General features: G+C 42.8%; 13 protein-coding genes. All 13 read right to left on the bottom strand.

Annotated elements, in window-relative coordinates:
- Positions 1 to 52 precede the first annotated feature (52 nt).
- Complete coding sequence (locus tag BM176_RS15340; RefSeq protein ID WP_143097820.1) at positions 53 to 1,549, bottom strand: hypothetical protein; 1,497 nt, start codon at positions 1,547 to 1,549, stop codon at positions 53 to 55.
- 141 nt (positions 1,550 to 1,690) lie between these two features.
- A complete protein-coding gene (locus tag BM176_RS15335) occupies positions 1,691 to 2,407 on the bottom strand; it encodes a LytR/AlgR family response regulator transcription factor (RefSeq protein ID WP_090104490.1) in 717 nt (238 codons plus the stop codon).
- 3 nt (positions 2,408 to 2,410) lie between these two features.
- Complete coding sequence (locus tag BM176_RS15330; RefSeq protein ID WP_090104479.1) at positions 2,411 to 3,430, bottom strand: sensor histidine kinase; 1,020 nt, start codon at positions 3,428 to 3,430, stop codon at positions 2,411 to 2,413.
- 184 nt (positions 3,431 to 3,614) lie between these two features.
- Positions 3,615 to 5,702, bottom strand: a complete 2,088-nt coding sequence (locus BM176_RS15325) for a hypothetical protein (protein ID WP_090104477.1) — start codon at positions 5,700 to 5,702, stop codon at positions 3,615 to 3,617.
- A 19-nt stretch (positions 5,703 to 5,721) separates the two neighbouring features.
- Positions 5,722 to 10,563, bottom strand: a complete 4,842-nt coding sequence (locus tag BM176_RS15320) for a DUF6603 domain-containing protein (protein ID WP_143097819.1) — start codon at positions 10,561 to 10,563, stop codon at positions 5,722 to 5,724.
- Between the two features lie 40 nt (positions 10,564 to 10,603).
- Positions 10,604 to 12,499 carry an HNH endonuclease gene (locus BM176_RS15315; RefSeq protein WP_090104473.1) on the bottom strand — a complete coding sequence of 632 codons (1,896 nt, stop codon included), beginning with the start codon at positions 12,497 to 12,499 and terminating at the stop codon, positions 10,604 to 10,606.
- A gap of 34 nt (positions 12,500 to 12,533) precedes the next feature.
- Positions 12,534 to 12,686: a hypothetical protein gene (locus tag BM176_RS32495; RefSeq protein WP_177230414.1), complete on the bottom strand. Its 153-nt coding sequence runs from the start codon at positions 12,684 to 12,686 to the stop codon at positions 12,534 to 12,536.
- A 62-nt stretch (positions 12,687 to 12,748) separates the two neighbouring features.
- Positions 12,749 to 15,517 (bottom strand): tail fiber domain-containing protein, encoded by a 2,769-nt coding sequence (locus BM176_RS15310; RefSeq protein WP_090104472.1) that lies wholly within the window; start codon positions 15,515 to 15,517, stop codon positions 12,749 to 12,751.
- A gap of 25 nt (positions 15,518 to 15,542) precedes the next feature.
- Complete coding sequence (locus BM176_RS15305; protein WP_090104470.1) at positions 15,543 to 19,688, bottom strand: hypothetical protein; 4,146 nt, start codon at positions 19,686 to 19,688, stop codon at positions 15,543 to 15,545.
- A gap of 582 nt (positions 19,689 to 20,270) precedes the next feature.
- Complete coding sequence (locus BM176_RS15295; RefSeq protein ID WP_090104466.1) at positions 20,271 to 20,864, bottom strand: isochorismatase family protein; 594 nt, start codon at positions 20,862 to 20,864, stop codon at positions 20,271 to 20,273.
- A 93-nt stretch (positions 20,865 to 20,957) separates the two neighbouring features.
- A complete protein-coding gene (locus tag BM176_RS15290) occupies positions 20,958 to 21,410 on the bottom strand; it encodes a cupin domain-containing protein (RefSeq protein WP_090104464.1) in 453 nt (150 codons plus the stop codon).
- A gap of 3 nt (positions 21,411 to 21,413) precedes the next feature.
- On the bottom strand, positions 21,414 to 22,346 hold the full coding sequence (locus BM176_RS15285) for an alpha/beta fold hydrolase (protein WP_090104462.1): 933 nt from the start codon (positions 22,344 to 22,346) through the stop codon (positions 21,414 to 21,416).
- 116 nt (positions 22,347 to 22,462) lie between these two features.
- Positions 22,463 to 23,200, bottom strand: a complete 738-nt coding sequence (locus BM176_RS15280; protein WP_090104460.1) for a pirin family protein — start codon at positions 23,198 to 23,200, stop codon at positions 22,463 to 22,465.
- Between the last annotated feature and the right edge of the window lie 15 nt (positions 23,201 to 23,215).

The following is a 23,215-nucleotide window of genomic DNA, read 5'->3' as shown; positions in this document are numbered from 1 at the left end:
CCCAGAAACCGTCTTTCTTATCTGTAGCCAAAAATGTCTCTTATCAATCATACTATTCCCTGTTCGTTGATATTGATCTCAGCTGCCTTCTCATTCTTACAAAGCTGCTACCTACCATATATCCAACATTAAACTGCAATCTTACACCACTATAACTTGTCAAACCACCTATTGAAGGTGTATAATCGGGGCTCCACAGGTACTTTACTGACATATCATAAGTGAGGCGCCGGCCCAGTCGGGAAAAGATTCCCAGCCCGGATTCAAGGGAAAACTTTTGCTGTGAATAATCGGTAGTATTTATACCGCTGCTCATACTACCTTTGATCCGGATCAGCGTTGTATTCACCGCACCTGCCCCGAACATGAAATATGGTTTGGGTTCCGCTGTTAGTTTTGTTCTGAGAAACGCCCTTTTTGACTGAATAAAACCAAGACTGACTTCATCAGCTTCACTGATTGCGTCTGCATCCAATGCAGCAATCTGTGTCCTTAGTTTGCTTTTGTAACGCTCGTTGTAAAGACCACCCAGACCAAATTTTATATATGCAAAGTTTGAAAGGATCATGCCTGAACTACCAGTAATATGTAAAGATGATGATCCTGTTACAGAAGTAAACCTTTCAGTTTTATTCATTTGTATCTCTATGCCTACCCGATGCTTTTGTGAAATGAAATGCTCGGAAGACAAGCCGAATACAAATTTCCGGTCCGATATATTCACTCTTGTATTAAGATCTTCGGATCCTTTGCTATACCCAGCAACAAACATAGATCCAAGGGACACACTAATGATACGATTCCCTACAAATTCATCCAGTATCTGATCAGAAAGATCATGTTTTATTCTCCTGTACATCTTATCGTAACGCTCTGACCGTTCAATCTCCCATTCGTAATCTTTTTCATTCAGTAGTTTTCGTCTCTTAATATAATACATAGAATCAGCTGGCATTTCTCCAACCGTCAGTCGGAAGCGTGGATGCTGTCGTTTCATCCTGTGAAACCGGAATACAGCATCTCCCAAAAAGGTAGTCCCGATCTGCATGGATGGCATCATAAAGAGCATACCTGGGAAAGTGGTAAAATATTCCGGCATGAACGACATAGTTGGCATCATGACAGCGCCTTTAACGCCCCCTTCTACACTTCTGTTCAATGTCCTGAACGATGTTATATCTGCAATTTTAACAGTATCGAAGTCTAATGAGCCCAGGGGTAAAGGAATTGGCAAAGGGATGAAAGGAGGACGTTTTACAAAGATCAATGCGCTATCGGTTATTGCTATCAGATTGGATTCGACATAATAAGTATGACGATTAAAATCACTTCTTATCAATGGTTGTTCCATTATCCTTTTCCCCTTTGACCAGAACCATAACTTTATAAAACTTCCTTGTTTGATGGTATCTTTAGTACCAGTTTTATTGTTTTCTTCTATTAAGATCTTCTGCATGCCGTTAGCCTTAAAAGGCGGTGGTAACGGACGCTGTGCATACCCTTCATAACAAAATGATATAAGAATCAGCATTCGTAACAAAAATTTCATAGTATATCATTTACAGCATCTACCTTATCTGATAGATGAGTCTACTGTGGTGTAGATCTTTTCAGCGAAAATCTTTTTTATAATCCCGTTACAAATCTATAGTGTAAGGTCTTCGCTTAAAAAATAAATGGGAGAATCCACCTAAAATAATGGAGAACCGTCAGATGGTTCTATCAGGTGTTTTGTTACATTACGGTAGGTGTCACCAATAGGAAATTGCTTATTTTCTATGAAGATATGGCGGCTATTATAGGATGTTACCTTTGATAAGTCAATAATATAAGACCGGTGTATCCTGGCGAATCTCCGGCCAGATAACTTTGATAAGATTTCTTTCATGGACATCATTGAAAGGATAGGCTTGGGAGAACTATCTGTATAGATCTTTACATGATTATTTAGTCCCTCTATATACAGTATTTCAGACAGCGCAATCTTCTTAGTCTGATATTCTGATCTGACACTAAGGAAAGATGTATTTGTATGCATGATATGCTGGTGGAAAGCCATAAGATGACAGGCTTTCTGAATCGCTTGCAGAAAGCGTTCAATGCTGATTGGTTTTAACAGGTAGTCCAGCGCTGCGATCTCAAAACCCTGAACAGCGTAACTACTATAAGCTGTGGTAAAGATGACCATAGGCTTTGTATTAAGCGATCTGTAAAAAGACAAACCGTCAATATCCGCCATTTCAATATCCAGGAATATAAGGTCTACAGTGTTGTTATCGAGGTATTGCCTGGCCAGCGTAGTACTGGTAAAGGTGCAGGCCAATGTTATATTATTCAGGGGTTCGCTATAGGCTTTCAGTATGTCGAGAGAAAGCGGTTCGTCGTCAATAGCAATACAATGTAACATCGTTTAGAGTTTTATTTCCAGTTGAACAACAAATTCATTCGACAATTCGCTGATAAACAAATCGTGCCGGCCATGATATGCTAAATCCAGCCGGCGCCTGACGTTACTGATACCTATCCCTTTATAATTATCATCCTGATTACGAAGAACAATCGTATTTTTCGACTTGAATCTAAGTATCTTCTCAGTAATGTCAATAATAATACTCATCCGGGTTTCCCGGTTGCCCGATATTCCATATTTGAAATTATTCTCTATAAATGGTATCATTAATAATGGGACAATAGTTAATCCCGTAGCAGCACCATTTATTTCAAAGTTTACTCTATTATTACTCCCCAGTCGCATTTGCTGCATCTTTACATATCCACGCATGTAAGCAATTTCCTTTTCCAGCAATACTTTTTCTTCCTCACTGTCATACAACACATATCGCATCATCTGTGATAGCTGTAATATAGCAGGTGCAGTATTATCAGATTGCCGGATCGCCAAAGCATAAATGCCATTTAAAGTATTGAAAAAAAAGTGAGGATTGATCTGATTCTTAAGTAAGATCATCTCCGCAGCATTTTTCTGCATTTCTATTTCCATCTTATCCCGTTGCGACTGCTTCCATTCATTATGTTTATGTAAGATGTAAGAAAGCATAAAGGCCAGTGTAAGCATCAGTAATGGGCCGGTAGGTACAATCAATGAATCAATAAAGTGAAAGGGTAACGCTAACCTATTTAAAACAATATTACATACAGAAGGAATAAAAAGATAGATAGAGGCTGTCAGCAACAATGAAACGGTATAGTGTATATATTTTCTTTTAAGATTAAATGAAGGAATGAAATAATAGTAATTCAGATAATATCCTGCAGCAGCCAATATATTATTTAAAACCAGTGACTGGGAAAATTCTCCTGTATTTAAATTAATATGTTCCCCTGAGGGCGGTATTGTGAAAACCGGGAAGCTGACAAATCCCGCAAGGAAAAGAAGGTGAGTAAGAATGATAGATATCCTTGTTTTCATGACTGTAAGATAATCAGTCTTTAAGGGTAAAACTTTATTATAGACAAAGAGTTAAAAAGGTTCGACGTAGTGGAATATTCCGGAGACAAAAGAATGTTAAAGTATTAAAGGGTGCCCCATACAAGAGGCACCCTTGCTAAAATCAATTGTCAGTTATTTAGAGAAATACCAACAGATATATGAGTCAATCTGATGGAACAATATTTTTAATGTTAAAAATAACTCTGGGTATTCCTTCTATCATATTCATGGCAAAACTGGCAGGCCTACCATCTTTGTTAAGCCCTTTAGCAAGTTCGGCCATGTTAATTACCCTTGCTCCGGAATTTGACTGCCAGGTGATGGGTATTGTAATGTTTGTTTCTGTACCGTCTTCATTCCTGATCCGTTTCAAGAAATTTTCATTATCTTTTTCCAGGCCCAAGTGCATCACTTCCGTTTTTTGATGAAAAACAACTTTGTCAATATCTGCATCGAAGAGACACAGCAGAATATTCTTCGAGAGCTGGCGACGCAGTGGAAGCAACTTCGTATTGTTTGCATCATAACCATCAATGATAAGGCCGGGCCAACCATCCACCAAGTCGGAACGTAGCAGGAACCCTTTAATACGGCAACCTTCCAGATCAAGGAAATCATTAAAGAAATTGTCGTCCTTTTGACTGGCTGCATCCCAATCCCCTCCTACACTGAATGCGCCACTCAAAGCAGCAACCAGCCAGTTTTTATCTACATAAAAAAAGCGGATAGATTCCTTCGGCAATAGTTTTTCATCTGGCAGAAGGTAATTGCCGGGAATGTTTTGAAGTGTTGCCAGTTGGTTAAGCCAGGGTTGAAGATGCAAATCCCAAAGTGACTTTTCCAACTCGTGATTGTGACCGTGGGCAAAAACAGGTAAATGTTCATGCGCTGCCGATTGGCGGGTTTTGTGCACATGTTGCGCTGTTAAACGCTTCCATTTAAACAGGTTTACTGAAAAATCCTTACTTGACAGCGCCATCAGCCGTCCAATTTCCCATGCTGCTGAGTAGGTAACATTGAACATACCATTTTCAGCATAAAATTGTGACAGATCGTCTGACGTTTCCGGTAGTAACTTTTGTACAGCATCGTCGTCAACAGACTTTGGTTGAAAAGGCAAAAACGGGCCTCTGTACCAGGACACCGATTGATCACCATTACGAAAATGGTGCACCAGTGGTGTCAATCCCTGTGACAAGAACCGTTCGGCAGCAGTATCAGTGTTTGGCGGCAAACGCAATGTAAGCAAGTCCTTGTTCAGGCCTTTAAGCAGTCCATCAAAGGTCTTATCAAACCTTGCTCCTGCTATCAGATCATTTTTATAAGCGTCGGGCACTGCACTCTTTCCTATGACCTGGGCCACTTCATCAAGAAAACTACTTTCTGTACCTGCAAACTCACGGTCGAGCAAAGTTGAAAGTCCGGGCAAGTCTTCAGAGGCCTTATCTTTAATTGCACTTAAGGTAATACCCGTAATCTTAAAGTGTTCCAGCGTATAAAACTCCCAGCTTTTCAGGCTTACCAATCGAAAAAGATTTCCATTCCCGGAAAAATCAAAGCCGTTCGCATTATACCTTCCCTCCACCGACACCAGGTGCATTGTACTCCGCACTCCCTGTGCCGGCAGGCGGTTACTAAATACAACAGCGTTCTCCTCTCCTACAAGTTCATGCGTCTCATTAACGCCCTGGCGAGTGTGGGCCAGCAACAAAAGGCTGGCTGCAGACGGTAATATCTTTACCAGAACAGCTTTGGGTACATCGATCACAGTAAGTGCCTCTTCGTCATTTTGAGCGGTTTCAATAGAGAATGCCGGAAAATTTATTGTGCCTGATGGGGTATTTTTCAGGGCAGCGACTGTTATGATCTTTTTTTCCGGCACTTCGCTTTCATCAAATAACAATAATGCAAGCCACGGAAGATCTTTATTGGTAGTGAACGCATGACGTTCCCATGGCAAAGTATTCCTGTTGATGATAACATGAGGCAATACACTTGCATATTCACCGGTACTTCCGCTCGCCGGAAAAATGGCCCGTACGTCTTGTTCCTGTATAGTGAAACGTTCACCATATACAGCAAAGCGCGTGGTTGCAGAAGCAGTGTTATTACTATTTATTGCATCATTTTTTCCATTCGTTTGCCTGTGTGAAATAGTTCCGCTTACGGTAATGGTGTAGTCACCAGGAACCATTGCTGGTTTATGATTCTGATAGAATAAAATGCGTGGAGGGGTGATATTTTCTAACATAATTGTAGTTCAGATTTTCTTATAAAACGGAAGAAAGAATAAATTCATCAGCAAGCTCTTTGTTCGGATAATAGTCTTCGCGTATATTCAATGACTTTAGCAGTCTCCTGCGCTCCCCATCTGCTACTAACTCTATACTCTCAGACACTAAATTCCTCACACCTGTCGTTTTCAGCCATGCTCCATTCAACTGTAATGGTTTACTGAATGCAACGGGATTTCCGCTATTAAAAAATTCATCCTGGTCTAACAGCTTTTCAGTGGCTACATCGTGCGTATTAGCCGAAGGAGTTACAGGTTTTCCTTTTATGGAAAACCCTGTACATGCATTTTTAATCAGTCGTTCGTCTTCTGTCTCATTTTCCGAATGTTTAAAAATTGGTCCCCAGAGAGCGCTGGGTAAATACTTAACGACAGGAGCAAATGTAAAATCAGTGGTAACATCGACTGAACCCAGCAAAATGGTTATATTATGGCTGGAGAAGATCGAATTATCATCTATCCCCATCGACCCGATATTGATTTTAGCGACGTCGCTGCTCAGGGTCTGGTTTGAAGCGGAGACAGGGATGGCAGAACTGGTTTCCATTGCAAAATCTTTGGGATTAACGATGAAAAGCGGGGCATCATCTGTACCCAGTTTTTTGACTAAACCGTTTGTAATGGACGTGTTCTCCCATTTTGAATTGTCTGGCAGGAAAGACTGCCGGAATTCTTCCCAGGAAAGCTTTTCCGGTTCCAGGTTATCATTTGCACCAAAACGGACATCAAAAGTGATGATATACAAATGAACATGCGCTTTACCCGAAAATTCCGGCCCCCAGATATGAAGGTCGGCGCCCACATCGACAGAGATATGATGCGTTCCAAAAAGGTGGAACGTGTAGGATGCTCCCATATCAACATACATGTCTGCATCGTAGAAATAGGGCTTCCATGAAATGATGAAATCGGCCCCTATGTTGAACCATGCACTCAGATTGCCGCTGGTCCAGGTGGCGCTCAGGTAACCACCGGCCATAACGGCCGAAGGTAATAAGGCAAAGTAAAAATCACCTTTGATGATTAGCTCTGGTATCACCTGCCAGTTGAAACCAAGTGGTGCAACCCGCGGATAGTAAGCAGGTGGCTTAAACCGCGGATGATAGCCCCCTATTGTAAGTGCAAAATCACCGGCAGAAGCGCCATCGTCACTGTCTTTAAACCAGGTATAAAATGCGAAACCGCCTGTCAGGTGGCAATTCCGGGAAAGCAGGAAGGAGGCAGCCGTTAATCCGGCCTGCACTTTCAGATAACCTTTTGACGGATTAAAAACAGCCTGCAACGCTAACTGTATTTCTGCGAGCGGCTCTATGAGCGAGCCGGTATCCGGCGTGGGAAGTACCAGGGTGGAAAGGCCCAGAATATCTACTTCAAACTCAGTTCCGAAGCGCACCATCAATAACAGGAAGGAGTCAATGATCTTAAAAGAGCTGAACCGGATACCTGCGGCCAGAAAGTACTCGCCCGTTGCAGGAGGTATTACCTCATGCAATTGATTGATCACGCCGCTTAGCCCCTGGGTTGTATCGGGCGGGCCGGAAAACACCTGTTCTACCAGTGGGAAAGTCCTTATTCCTTCAAGTGTGGGTACCATAACACGGCGGTTATACCCGAAGCCAGCAGCAAGCCCGGTGACAAAGAAAAAGGCAGGCCCGCCAAGCGGCACATCTACAAATGCATAGATAAACAAAGATGGATGGCCCTGGTAATAGGCATAGGAACCTAAAGCTGCCAATGCAAACTTCTCAGTGCGGATGATAGCAGTACCATCGTAAGTATCATAAGTGTTACCGGATGTATCCGTAATTGTTTGCCGGAGAAAAGTGCCGCCAATCTCCAACGGATCATTCTTATAGTCAATACCCAGGCCATGAAGACCAAATGCAGGTTGAATCGGGTTGAGCGTACTGCTGGCGAAGAGGCCGTCGAGTGAGATGGTGAGGCCGGCCAGCGAAAGGGAGGCATCGAGGAAGAAGTACAGCCGGGAATCCTGAAACTGAACCCCTACCCGTCCGAACGTTACTGGTCCGAGCTGTTTCTGGATAACGAACCATTTGATGTTCGCAGTGTTTGCCGGCGGAGCAACGGTGGGTGTCACGGGCGGCGTTGTGGTAGTGGGTGGCTGGCTCTTGACATCATTCACACCTATGGGCAGGCTGAGGTCAAATTTCTGTTCCCCGATCATCAGCTGGGTGTTAAAACCCAACCGTCCTTTTGCCTCCTGAGGCAGCTGGAACCCTCCAGAAGGCACCAGGGGGCGCACCTTGTTTATATCGGCAGCCAGGAAGTCGTCATTGGTCAGCAAAGGCTGGAAGGTCATGCGTAGGGTAGCATTTTCAGGCAGCATTTTGCCAACGAGTGGGAGATTAGAGATATCTAAACCGCCACCGATATCCAGTCCGAACAGAATCTTTGTAGTTGTTCCCTTGTCGATGACCAGCAACGCATCTTTCAGGTTAAAGGAAATGCCGTTTGCTGCATTCAGGATATCTGTATCATCTGTGATAAGTGCTACCAGCGGTCTGATAGTTTCATACTTGCCAGATTTATTTTCAAAAGCCGCCAGGAAAATAGTGCCTGTGTCCTGCTCCTGGTCGAAGACCAGGTCAAATTCAAGGTCGCCGACTTTGACAATACCGCTGAATTCACGGCTGTATTTATCATTGTTGTGGGTGATATCGATGTTGATTACTGCGTCCAACTCTTTATTATCAATAGGGAATTCGGTTTCGATGGAAAAGGAAAGATCTTTGGTTTGCGTATTGAAGGATACTAAAAGGTTGGACACTGTAAGTCCTTTTATTGCTGCCGGCGCATCAGACGTAATTCCGAACCGAGTAGCCAGTTTCACGATAAGGTCGCCGATTTGTATAGAGTTTCCTCTCGCGGCTTGTCCTGAAAACTGCCAGCCGCCGGTATCCAACGAGGCGCCCTCCACATACACATCGATATCTGAAATCAGAAGTTTGCCAAATATTTTTATGTCTCTTGCTACGCCGAAGATAATGTCCACACTTATACCTGCTTCAAGTATTTTTACCCCATCAAAGTCGATCTCATCCATAGCCAAAGAGAAGCCAAATGCAGTTAGTTTTCTCTGGCTCAGATCAAAGTCCAGTCGCGGACTATTAAGGTATAGCTGAGCATTCAGCAGGCTATCCGGCAGTACATCATCCAGGGCATTTTCTCCACCTATCAGTCTGCTCAAAGCCGATAAACCGGGCAATGGTATGCTATCGGCAGATAGGTCAAAAGACCAATCAGCATCGGCAACAGGTTTCGATATCTGCGTATCGATCGTAATACCTCCAGCCAGCAATACGGACTGAATACTTCCTGCCAGTCCCCAGCCATTTGTGCCTTTTTCAAGCTTAAAAGAAAGATTAAGTGAAACTAGTTCGAAGCTGTCCTGAATAATCGTCCAATGCTCCGACATGTTTATTACAAACCTAAGTTGTTTAATGCCTGTGCCGGGATTATAAACCAGCATGAGTTCCTTTAAGGTTAAACCAGAAAGTGCCTGTACCAGTGATTCCGGTAAAAGCGATGTGATAGAAAAACCGTCGGTAAATTTAGAAAGGATGTTGAGATCCGAAAGGGGCACAGAATGGCTGGAAAAGAATTGCCAGTCACCGCTGCCAACTGGTATGGGGATAGATGCACTGATAGCTATGGTTTCTGTAATTGCCAACTCTCCCCTTATAAAACCAGCAGTCTGATATCCTGAAATTTCTTTTGTGATATTAAAATAGACCTGCAGATTCATCAAGGCCAGTTTGTCCGGAATAATATTCCATGCAGTAGCTGTTTGCTGCCGGATTAAAAAAGAGAAAGACCGGAAATGTGGAGCTGAGTTGAGAGAACCTGTAATTTCGACAGAAAACTGCTCCAGCAGTAAGGCTTTAAGAACGTCTTTTACAGTTGCTAACGGGCCTGTAAATACATCCATTAAATTAAACTGCCCGGCAGAACCTATCAAGGCTAAGAATTCCAGAAAATCGGATAATGATATATCCTGATCTGGCTGCAACATTATTTGCCAGCCAGTAACCGACGTAGGTAGTTGCAGTGCCAGTGGAAGAGTGACCGGGTTGCCGGATGTTCCGTTTAAAGTAACAATAGCTTCTATTCTTTTAAAAAAAACAACGGACTCCCCTTCTTTATAAATATAGGCATAAAGGGCAAGATCCGGATTAGAAAACCCGAAGTCGAGAAAGTTGGCAATACTCAAAGAAGCGCTTCCATTTTTTATTTGTGCCCTGATAGTGAGCAGCTGATAGTTGTCATACTTTTGAATGGTTCCCTTTATGGGCAGCAATGCTGCCGTTCCCGTAATAAATTCTTCAATGGCAGTCAGTATAACTGTGTTTATAAGTTGGAGGTTACCTTTAAAGTTTAGTCCTATTGATAGCTGTTCTTCAGAACTACCTGAGGTGGCGAGAATAAAAAGGACATTGCCCGGCGATAATAAGCTCATTTCCGTATTTATGAGCTGTGGAAAAGTTTTTCCGAAATTCCAGTCATTTGTTGTTTCAATGATGATGCGGTAATGTATGATGTCGCCATCGGCTGACACATCCAGGGTAAGTGGAGGTGCCTGCATTCCCAATAATGGTTGCTGTGAAACACCTTTAACGGTAAATCCGGATTTGGTTGCATCTTTCCATTTAGGACCTACTGAAACGTTCAACGTAAGCGGTTCGTCAGTCAGATTATGAAGGGTAGCGAAAAGTGTTTGTCCATCGTCGCCTAACCCGGACTGATCCAGCGATATGGTTGATTTGCCGATCAATCGATCGTATAAATTAATTATGCTCATGAGGCGGGGTTATATGATGACGAAGCTGCCGATTTTGTGATCATGGTACCTGATCCCAGTTGGTATTGGGGAAAAAGAGGCTATAAGCGGCGGCGGCTTTTCTTGCGGCGATTTCTGCCAGTGCTATCGCCCCCGGGGCCGCAGCGCCCCATGTTGCGAGAAACCCTACACCTGCTGCCCCGGCCATCGGAATAACTGCCGGAGGTACGGGTGCAGGTATCCCCAATGATATACCTGCTGCATTCTGAGCAGCGACACTGACGCCTTCCCCGGTCTGTAAAATAACCTGTGCGATATCCTGTGCCAGGTTGCCGATTGCAGCTCCTCTAACCGGTATAGCTGCAGCTGGCCCTCCAGCTGCATCGCCACCTATGATGGGTAAGAACTGCCCAAAAACCATCGGACCTGGCGGAAATGTTGGGAGAGGCGCCGGGGAGCCTGTAAGCGGATGTGCAAACCGTGAAAAAACTTTTAACCAGACGGATAAAAAACCTTTTTCTTTGATGGTCCGGATCACATCATCACGCCATAATCGATAGACCATGGGATAAGTAGCCGGAGCGGCTGCACCTAATCCCACGAGCCCTAAAGCCCCCAGTGTACCCCTGATTCTACTTACAGCTTCCAACGCCATAAACCATGCTTCCGTACGTTCTACTACTCTGCGGTCCGTATTGGAATAGGTAGTATTTAACTGGCATATATCCGACATTATCTGGACCTTGTTCAAAGCAGCAGGTGGTGTAGGCAACAAACCGGCCCCACCCACCGTATCCCAAAAAACATTGAATCTACGTATAGCAGGCCCGCCACCCGGTGTATTGACAATGACTTCTTTTTCATTTTCGTCAATACTACGGATAGTCCATCCCACCTGGACAGCAAAAGGTGTAACCACCGGAGTAAAAACAGGCGCATGAGGTGGACCTGTTATTTCCATCAGACGGAACCCGATATTCCGGTAAGATGCTGCCTCTAAAGGAAATTGAAAATAATTTTCCAAAAGCTTCTTGTATTCCAGTTCTGTCAACCTTTCATCGTAATTAGATATTGGATTGGAAGGAGCCACTACCACAGGGGTAGCATCATCTTTATTAAAAGCCATCGCATTGGCTTCCTGAGTAATTTCAATTTTCCTGGGACGATTACTCTTGTAGGAGTTGCAGGTAGGACATGCGGGAAGAAAATTTTCCCAATATTTTGAAAATGCCGGAAAAGTATTGGGGTGGTTCGCTTTAGGAAGCATGTGCTCTACATGAATCATTGCCTTCAAATTAGCTTCGCAATAAGCACAATACGGGCCCAGGTTATTTACTAATTCAGTAGCAGCATCTGTATAAGGCAAAATACCTGTATTGGCACTACCATTCATTGCCGTAAAAAAATTATTCAAACCTACACTAACCTGTGGACTGGTGTAATTTCTCAAAACTCCAACCGGCAACGGCGGTATTGCTATAAAGACAAATGGTGCTGCGGCCAGGCTGTAAATTCTTGCTGTGGCCCCGAGCAATTTAATCTGTCGTATCACATCCTGCATAGCAGACATTGCAAAGGGATAGTCGCTTACCTGCATGTATTGTGCTCCTATTGCCCAGGTATCCGTGTTTATGTTATAACGTAACGTTGCCAGGATCCGGTTATATGCGTTATAGTTCCTTACCTGATTACTTGCATTAATTGCAGGTACAGCGGCTATCGGCGCAGGGACCGGAGCTGGAATCAATGCCGGAGGAACCGGGAGGCCGGGTACTGCTGCCAGAGTTGCAGCGGCTATCATCAGTCCGGACAAACGATTGATTTCCATTTGCAGGCACAATGCCAACCTTCTGACATTATCATTTTGTCCCATTCCTGTATTACTCTGCCCAGCGGCGGCGGCGGCATCTGCGAAATAACTGGGTGCTGCAGGATTAGGTCTGTATACTGGTCTCATTTAATTATTTTGAGCATTATGTAGTAAAATAATTTTATTCATTTTCCTTTTTTACATTCAACTGTCCTCTGGCCTGCGACTGTATTTTCTGTATCAGCTCGTTTACATGTACATAAGGCATATTGCCAAGGCCTGAAAGTATCAAGTTGATCTCATTCAGAGTCAGGGTAATCGATAGTTCTTCCATTTCGTAAATGTGTTTAATAGCTTATTGAAATTTCCTTTTTGCGGTAATGAAACGCAAATAGTTTATGACGGCATCATCCGGCCCTTAATAGATTCCTCCATTTCCTGCACTTTCACTTCCTGTATATTCAACCTTGCATTTAATTCATCAACCTGTTTACTCAGTGCTTGTGTAGCACCGATGCCGGCGCAAAAGATGTAATCATAGTCCAGTGTCATAAAGTCTTCTACCTGCTTACCATATACGAAAACATGATCGGGACTGCCAGACCAGTTTTGCACTTTAAAAGTTTTTTCATCCACTACCTGTATCGCTGCTTCAAAGAAATCAGCTTCTTTACCAGCCAGCCGTACTACATCTCCGGGAACAAGGTTATGAGCGTCTTTCATGGTCAATACCAGATGCCCGTTCTCCAGCCTTGTTGCCTCAGGGATGTTATAGATATCAGGAATAAAGCCGGGTCTTTTCGCCACCGCTTCCGGAAATATTGCCGCTATATCCTGCGCAATAAATCCTTTACTTTTTTTATCGCCAAGTGTTACAAAGTCTATATACTGGTAATCGACTACGTCAAGCTTTTTCAAGCAGTCAAGCGCAGCAAACGGGTCTGCCTGTTGAATTCCTTTCTTGATCCTTTTGTCAGAGGTGCAATAAAGACCGAGAGAACTTTCTATGCCTGCATCGGCCTTAATAGTTATAGAATTCACATGTGAACCACTTCCAGCTTGCCGGCTTTCATTTTTAAACATAAAATAAAAACCGCCCCCCAGATCATAATTGACAGAGCCAGAAACATGTAATGGATAACCAGGGTTGCTGTTATTAATACCCATCCGCCCATTGGGCATAAGGCGGGCTACTTCGGGATAACTCTGGCCTTCATATCCATTTGATCCCCCGTTTCCTACTCTAAAGGCCAGGCCACCTTCTGCCCCTCCGGCAGTTATAAAGCCCGAAACACCGTCATGATGTAAAAACATGTGATCCCATGGAGCTTCATTCCGCAAACCGATTCTACCTTTTACATCCAGACTAAAATAGGGTTCAGTTATACCGATACCTGCTTTGTTGTTTTTAACCGTTACCGTTTCAGTATTATTGGAAAACAGATGAAGGCTACTGTTTGCTCCGCTCTGGAACCCGATATACATATCCTTATCAATCGTGGATAATGAATTTCTTATTACTCTTGCATTCGCATATTGGTCTGTAGATGCAAGATCTAAGCCTTCTTCTCCCCATCCTCCTGTAATAACCAGCTTTGCCGTTGTAGGGGCCGTATTTCCGATACCCACTTTGCCAGCCTTAATGGTTAAAGTTTCATTGTTATTGGAAAAGAGGTGAAGACTGCTATTTGTTCCACTCTGGTACCCGATGTACATGTCTTTATCAATCGGGGATAATGAATTTCTTAATACCCTTGCATTCGCATATTGGTTTGCAGATGAAAGATCTAATCCTTCTTCTTCAGATCTTCCTGTTATCACAAGTTTCGCTGTAGCAGGGTTCGCATTTCCGATACCTAGCTTGCCGGCTTTAATGGTTAAAGTTTCAGCCCCACCGGAATAAAGATGCAGCGTGCCTGTTGCCGGATTTTGGGCAGGACCTAATTGCACATCTCCATTAGGACGCAAACGCATCATTTCGGGATAAGGTTGTTCGGTATAGGTTCCGGAATTGACACTGCCTACTCTTAAAACCAATCCATCTTCTGCACCACCGGCGCTTACATAACCTGCAGCACCATCATGATGCAAAAACATATGATCCCATGGAGCACCATCTTTCCGCAGGCCTATGACACCTAATACGTCTAATTTAAAGTAAGGGTTCGTGGTACCTATGCCCACTCTGTTACTAAGAAAAGCTAAAGGTTCTCTCTCTACTATTGCTGCAATCTCACCATCCCAATAACCCGGAATATTTTCATAATGCAAAAATAAATTGGTATGACCAGCTGGATGGCCGGTGACAAGGTTGGCTATCTGCACATCAATGAATTCCCCTTTTCTCAGCGTCACAAAAGGAATTTCCCAGGCCGGAGCTGCTGCTGCCTCTATTAGATTCTGATCCCCTGGGCGCTTATAGGAAACCTGTGTTGCATTTACCTGGCCATCGGTAGCTATTGTCCATTCCTGCACAGGGGTACCTCCTTCCATTGAAAGAATCAACTTAGACCCGGCTGATGATTCAATCACTGTATCTTTTCGGGAGGCATTAGAAATACGAAGTTTTAGCGTATTGCTGGCATTTCCATTATTGAGTATCATATTTGAACCAACAAAACCTACATTGAGTGGAATATTCTTCTTGCCCCGGTGATTTACGATATTCAGATGCATTTCTTTAATCCCTGAAAACGGGATATTGTTGCCAGCGTGCAGCAAATTCTGGCACCTCAGCATTACCCGGGTGCCACGGGTCCCGTTTGTTGCTTCTGCCCTGATTTTACTAATCGTTATCAGTAGTTTTTCGCCTTTCCGCAAGGTCCAGCTACCTTTTGAATAAAAAAACAGGGAAAGAGTGCCATCCGGGTTTGCTTTGATATTCCCGTTTTCCTTGTCCATAAACAGATCAAATCGTGTATCGTTTATAGTTATAGCCGGCTGCACATTATAGAGCGTAGCTGACCGGAATACCAATTCAAAATGATAGTTTAGCCTGGAAGCATTTCCGTTTAATAACTTCGGAGATACCGGCTTATCGGATGTGTTGGTTATTTCAAAAGTCAGGTCCTGTCCGGCTATATCATCTGTGATAAACAGCACCTGCTGGTCTTCCTCGTCGTATAGGTCAAAATCAATCGGTTGACTTGAAATCGTATTTGTCATAATCAATGGGGTTTTATTATTGTGTTTATACGGTTGCCTGGTTGTTATCGTCAACAGTATTATTTATTGCTCTTAATTGAAGCCATCCTTCCCGGATAACCTGCGGGCCTCCGAAATTGGCATTCATTTCAAATGGCTCTATCCGCAGGGCATAACTATCAAAGAAATTATCAAGACGCTTAACAACATCTGTAGGGAAAGCAGCTGCGGGAACGGACGCTGAAGGAGGATAGCTCCGCTGAATCGCTGAAGTGACCCAGGCCTTATCAGGATCATCTGTGAAGGGTTGCAGCCATTTATTGTTCACCAATTGTAGCCAGAGTGCAGGCAGGTCAGAAAATTTACTATCAAAGAGGGATCTGCTGATCACAACAGTTTGCGGTATCTCCTGCCAACGCATGGTAACATCTTTTTCCAGCCAGGTCCAGTCATAGCCGGGCTCTCCGGGCAGGGAAAGTTTAAAGTGATTTTCCAAAGAAAGTATCGGTGCAGTCAGGAACGTGATAGCGATATGCTTCAGAGCATTTCTATACTGGTCTTTAGGAATGGAAACTGATTTAACCGGCAGTATGCCACTGCTGATGTGAATGCTGCCCAGCGGATCAACCAGCATAGTTACGCATAGAGGCTCGTCATCAATGGCCATATAAATATTTGAAGCCTGTTTACCGACCGTATAAGTATGGATATGAGGGTCTGGATTATCACCAGCCTCCGAGCTAAAATAATCGTCTCCCAGGCTGCCATTCTGTTGCTCTATCCAATACCCGAGGAGTCCGTCGTTTAATTGCTGATATTCTCCGAGGCGAATCGGGAACTTAATCCTGGTGAAACCGTCGGCAGACCTGCCCTGACCATCCAGCTCGTGAGCTAACTGGGTCCAGCTCTGATCCACAGCCGGAGAGCCGTGTAATTCAATTCCAAGCTTAGCCCTGACCACAGCAACAGGCCTACCCATCAATATTGCCAGATCCTGATGTTCTGAAAAATTTTCCGGTTCGATGGTTTCCAGTGCATTGTTCATCGCCATCAGAAAATGTTTTAAAAAAACATTATCGCTTGTACCTGTTTCAGAGATGTCTTCCATTTGAAGTTCGAACAACTGACGGGCTACCTTCCGGAGGTGCAGATTTGCAATGGTGTCAATGAAAGCTGTAGCGGTGCTGTCAGGAGCTGGTTTCCAGGGATTATTTATGTCCATTGTCAGGGCACCTAATGCACTGCCATCCTGATCATAGAACATCAGGCTCTGATCCAGGTTATTAGGTAACAGCCATCCGCAAATGGCTGAAGACGCGGGATGAACATTCATCTCCTGCTGATCGGAACCTGCAGACAGGAATCTAAAATTCAAGCGTGCAGGCTGGGACAACCTGGGCTTCAGATGAATCGTTTCGGGCGCTTCGTCCAGGTTGACCATTTCGCTATTCACGGTAGCAGGTGCAACAAACTCCAGGGTTTGACCATATGAGTCGATCAACCGTAGGTTTAGAAGCTTTAGTAAACCACAGCGGATAGGGTTGAAATCGCCTTGAGTATCCGGGGCTGTACGATTAAATTTCCCAACCAGTGGCGCTACTTCGTCCTGTGTAAAAGTCACGTATTCCGGGAATCCCAATGGGTCTGCCACATCCAGTTGCCGGGTTTGTTTTTTCAGGATCAGGGCTTCGTGAAAGCCGGCGAGAGACTGTGACAATACATTCGCGTTCTGTAGTAAAGCACTTGCTGCATTCAGGGTTTCCAGCGTCTCTTCGGACTGGGTTATACCGAAACTGCTGATAAATTCCTTGATTGCCTCATCAAGCCTTATACCGGCATGAGGCGTCAATATGGTACTTCCGCTGTATAAGTTTGCATTGTTGAAAACACTGCGGTCTGAAGTGAGACTAAAATCAGGAGATGTTTCTTCAAGCTGATAGTGCTGATTGATATATTGATCATCATAAAGCCGGGTATCTGTTTGTTCATTGCTTCCCGGGAAAGCAGGAAGATATTCAACTGCCCATTCCATCATAAAGGGATTCCAGATAGACAGGCTGTTAGCATTTCCGGTTTCCTTAAGTGTAATAAAAAGGCCGCTGACCAGGTTGAACAAACTCATTGCTTCGTTAAATGAAAAATTAGCAGGGTCAAGAAGGTTGTTCTGCGAAATCCGGCATTCAATAGTATCGACCCCATCAGGCATTGTATACCGGTCATCGATTAACATCGCTTCATTGTCCGCATTTTCTTCAATAAAAAGAATTGCAGGATCATTCGCCCTCCAGAAACGGGGTGATGCCACTTGCCTTATAGCGAGGCATTTTCCTTTTTCCGTCAATGATTTGCCATCATTACCCTTTGTGTTGTTTAATACATCAACAGCTTCTGCAAGTTGATTAAGTTTCCCCGCCAGTTGATCAGCTGTGCTTCCGGGATGCCCTGCAAAATCGACACTTTTTAATCTCCCCTTCGCATCTTTTGTGATCTTGATAGTGCCCTGTAGCTGTAGTTGTTCCTGCAATGGTAAAATACTTTCATTCCTTATATAATCTACAAGCAGGTCAAGATCAAAAAAGTCAGCTTTCTTATCCACTGGTGGATAGGCACAAGTCATATACTTATACCAATCAGCATATAGCTGGCTCCTTAAACCAGACAGTGTTGGATTCACCTTGTCATAGGACGATTGCAGCATATTGGCTTCATTCAGCAAAACAGCCAGGCTATCCGGCAAAGTAAACTCCTGCTCACTGGTATCATTGTGTGTCGTTGCAGCCTGAGATACTATTGATTCCAACTTAATGTTCCAGATATTCCCTGCATTAAAAGCGGTAAATCCTTTTGCATGTCTTGTTTCCTGGAATTTATGACCCACATCAAGCACCTTATTCTGCAACCTGGAGGAAAACTGGGTTGCTTCCAACACCTCTTCTATCTCTTTTTTGTTGCCCGTCAGCTTTGATGAGAGATAGGCCGAAAGTGCTTCTGTACCGGTATTTCCAACGGCTACCTTTACCTGCAAAGGATCAAGGCTCCGTGGCAATTTCGGGATAGTTTTCCCGAACAAGACCGAGGTTTCAGGTATTGAGTCTTTATTGTTTAAAGGATTATCGGCTGATACCGAATAGTAAAACTCATCATTCAGGGCATTATTCAGCTTCTCAAAGTAGTGCTCATCATCCGCATTCCGGTTATCGAAATCGTTCAGGAACGTTTTCAGATAGTCGTTTCCCGGATCAGCGTATAATCCAAGTACTTCATAACTGATGTTTCCCTGTACGGTTGTAATTTCGGCGTCATAGAATCCGAAAACAGACAGGCAGTTAGGATAGAAAGCAGCAAAAGTTGGTTCTGCAAAACCTTTTGAGCCAGCCTGTGGATTATATCCTACTGCTGTTATTTCCTTCAGGTAACTTTCACGGCTACGTGTTCCTGAAAACCATTTCTGATCTCCCTCAAACCGCCGGCCCATATAGCGGAACGGTTGAGATTTATTACTTGACCGGTCATCATGAAAAGGTACATTTACCGATGAAAGATTGTTGTTCGAAGCGGTTTGAGTAGTAGCAATATAACTGCTTTCCACTATCCATGTTTTTTCAGTTTTGCCGGCATTGTTTCGCTTAACAAACCATATATCCGGCACCGTAGGAAAATCGGACCCCAATGGTTTGTTCATTATTCTGAACAGCTCTTCAACAAAAAGTGGCGCGTCTCCAATATTTGCAAGCAAAGACTTCAACCGGTTAATACCTTCATCAAAAATTGTCTGATCAACCGCCTCCTTACCCAGAATGCTACCTGTATCGGCAGTACTCAAAAGTTTTATCCAACCACTGCCAATTAGTATGGTAGTCCAGATAAGATCCTGTGCAGATATCCATGCACCATTGCTGATATAAGACTGTAAGGAATCCAGATCACTTTTCCGGATTACCCGGATACCCATTGTTTTAGATAAAGCGGTAGGAAGTGTCCAGTGCAAATGAACTCCTGGTGCAAGCATGAGATTTTTATCCTGGAACGGGTGATTAAGAATAAACTCACTTAAATAGGGTGTATCAGGGTTGTGGTCATTGCTTTTATCGGTAAACGGCAACAATGAATAATCTGCTATACCATCTTTTACGACTGTATGATTAGCGAGGATTAAACCATCAAGATTTATAGGGATAATAATTGTTGGCATGGAAATAGAATTGCATCTTAGGGTAGTAAAACAGTATTGTTTCGTTAAATTATACAATGAAGTATCCACCAGATTGAAGCATAATTTCAATTATTCCTTTGGGGGCTGGGTTGATGGATTGAGGGATTGTACTTTTCACTCATGCAGAACGTTTGTCTGCGATGCAGTCATGGATATGGTAGATATCATAAATGGGATAATTTTAATTAAGTTGGGGCATTAAAACAGGTAACGGGTTTTGTAATAGGATAAATTTCTTTCGTTATAACGTTTAGATAAAGTTAGTTCCAGAGCATGCAATAACAACGCACTACTAGTTTGGAACACTAAAAAAGTTATTATGCATCCTATTGGGAAAGTTTTATATAAAAGAAGAGAGGGAATATCTTTCCTGGGGTAAATAGCAAGAGAGATCAACCACTAGAAAACAAGCGATTAAGAATAGAATTACCCCTATTCATTAATCACTTGTCTTTGATCTTGTAAAATATCGGCTATTCACTTTTTATTTCAAAAATAAAATGTGTCCAGACGGTAGCTATAAGAGCGGGTGTACTGCAGCAGAGCGTTCTGAGAAGTACTTTACCCCATAGATGGTAAAACATCTGTAAATAAAATGCCTAATAATTCTCCACCTTCAGGTCTTGCCCAATCCTGTGCGATTTCCGCCATCAGAGTATTGGTAGCTGTTAAAACTACACCAGCCTTTGCCATTCTTTGTTGACTTAAATCCTCACTCAAATTAAATGGTGAGCCTGATGCATCCATTACTGCCTGTACATTAAAGCCTTCTTCAGCTGCACTGATGGATGGAAAAACCAGGCACACGTCAGTGGTTACACCTGCCATAATTAAGTTTTTCTTTCCAGTGGCAATTACGGCATCATAAAATCCTTTATGTTCCCAGCAATTAACAATGCCTTCTCTTTTGACTCTTTTTTCAAAAGCATCAGGTAAAATTTCTGCGAGTTCGGGCATCAACGGACCTTGTGCTGCGTATTCCTGGCTGCTTGTAAACACAACAGGGATATTCAGAACTTTTGCCATTTTAGCCAAAGCCAATGTTTTCTTTTTGACTTCTTCCAAAGGAATGTTTTTAATCAGCTTCATTGTACCCACCTGGTGATCGATGAGTAATAGTGCTGTATTCTCTGCTGTAAATTTTGTGTTGCTCATTGTTATTGTTTTTATGATAGAACAAAGTTCGTTTAGAAATAAAGGAAAGGAAAGGGTAAAAAGTTGGTGAAATTGGTGAAAACGTCTTGTTAATTAGTCAAAATAATCAGGGGGATAAAATTGATTCCCATATTTTTCTCCGATAGCTTCTACTTCTTCAGGCCCAGCAATACTTATTTCCTTGAACATACTGTCAAATCCCGCTGGAATAACTGTACATATTAGTGTTACTTCAGTATCTGAGGTATTTTTGAATGCATGAATGGCACCTCCGAGAGGAATGTTTATAAAAGCTCCTTTTTTTGCATAGGACTTACCACCTTCTGTACGAAATTCCATTTCACCTTCTGCCACATAAAAAGTTTCCTGAACATCTTTATGAGCATGGGGAATGGGGCCGCTACCAGGAGGCACCAGCATTTCAATCACAGCATAACTACCGTTTGTTTCCTCGTCACTAATAAGTATCCGATATTTACTACCTGCGACCAAAAGAAAATTTTCTTCATTCTTACCAACGATGGTAATAGCATTAGAGGTTTTCATTCTTTATGAGTTTAAAAAAGGTTGTAATGCAGCAAATAACGCATCAGGTGCTTCTTCCGGAACGAAATGACCACACGCCGGAATGATTACTTCGGAAACGTCATCTGCAATTAATCTCATGTCATTTGCAGTAAAGCTATTGCACGCTACTTCTCCCGCTATAGCTAAAACGGGAATTGTTATTTTTTTTGTTTTCCGCTGTCTGTTCTGAGCCATATCCGTATCAATAACCCGGTAGTATTCAAAACTGGAACGAAGCCTTTCAGGACTGGATTTTAGGACATCAACATAATAAGATACAGCATAAGCAGGAATTACATCGGGATTAGCTGCTTTTGTAGCGAACTGGTATTTAAAATAAATATCTTCCCGTCCTCTCACTAATTGTTCATTAATATCATCTACTCTATTGAAAGCAAAATGCCATAAGAAATCATTTAGTGGTTTAACGGATAACATAGTAAACCAATCCGCAACGCCAGGTATAACGGCATCTACAACCGCTAAACGAATCAATCTATCCGGATGATCTGCAGCCAATGCATACCCAGCCCACATACCTAAGTCGTGACCTACAACGCTAAATTTTTCATATCCCAGAATGGTCATAAACTTTGCCAGATCATTGGCAATTGTGGCAGAATCGTACCCTGATGGTGTTGTATCAGATAAGTTAAAACCTCTTGCGTCGACCGCCACAACTGTGTGTTGTTTAGCCAGTTCAGGCATTATTAACCGCCATTGATACCAGGTTTCTGGCCACCCCCCAATAAGCAGTACTACCGGGCCACTGCCTCCGGTGACTGCGTGTAACTTTACATCATCAGTTTGTACAAAAATGCTTTCAAACATTGTACAAAACTCATCACTAAGATTTGGTAAACTACGAAGATAGGATGCATCATTACTTGTTATATTCTTATTTTTAGAATCCATAATGTATGTGTTTATTTTTGTTGTACTTACCAGTCTGAATATGCACGGCCTCACTTGCACGGCTTCTTGTCACAGGAGCCATGGCTATTATTTTTTTACTGTAGTGTAAATGCTAATTATATCTTATTGCCACTATACATTCCTTCTTTGAATATTTCAGCTTCTTCATCCGTAATAAATAAAACCAACTCAGCATCTTCTTCACCTGCATTAATAGTTACGGGTTCGTTTTTAATGATAAGCCCTTCTCTTTTTTCTAAGCTGATATTTCCATTTACCTTTACTTTTCCATTAAATACATACAACAAGGCGGTAAGGTTACTCTTTGGTAGTTCGGGTAAAAAGGCCTGGGTATTTTTTGAGATTTTCATATCAAACAACCATGTCTGGCTGCTGAACTGAAATGTTGTAGCGTTAGTTGGAGAAGCGAGAAGACGCCACTTGTTCTCGCTATGCAGGTTTTCCAGGTCAAGAAATATTACTTGTGGTTGCAAGTCTTTCTTTTGCGGACGAATAAAGATCTGTAATCCTTCTAAAGGCTCACCTTCTCCTATTATTTTTTCTTCATGATAGAATATACGACCGGCCTTCATCAACATGATCGTGTTTCCGCCAATAATTTTCACAAACCCTTCTGAATCCTTGTGCTCAGCTTTTCCTGTACGGAAATAAGAAAGTATTTCATCATTGACATGTGGATGCATGGCAATAACAGTATTTCCCTTGATAAGAGCATGATCAATCCGTCCAATGCTACCTATTCCCGTATCTGTTTTTGAAACAACGGTACCTGGATAGAGGATAGCAATCGGGCCGTGACCAACAAAATTTGTTTTACTTATTTTCTGTAACATTATTAATTCATTTAT

Source organism: Chitinophaga sp. CF118, from assembly GCF_900112615.1.
Lineage (GTDB): Bacteria > Bacteroidota > Bacteroidia > Chitinophagales > Chitinophagaceae > Chitinophaga.
Note: the sequence above shows the minus strand (reverse complement) of the source record. Positions and strands in the feature narration are given on the sequence as shown.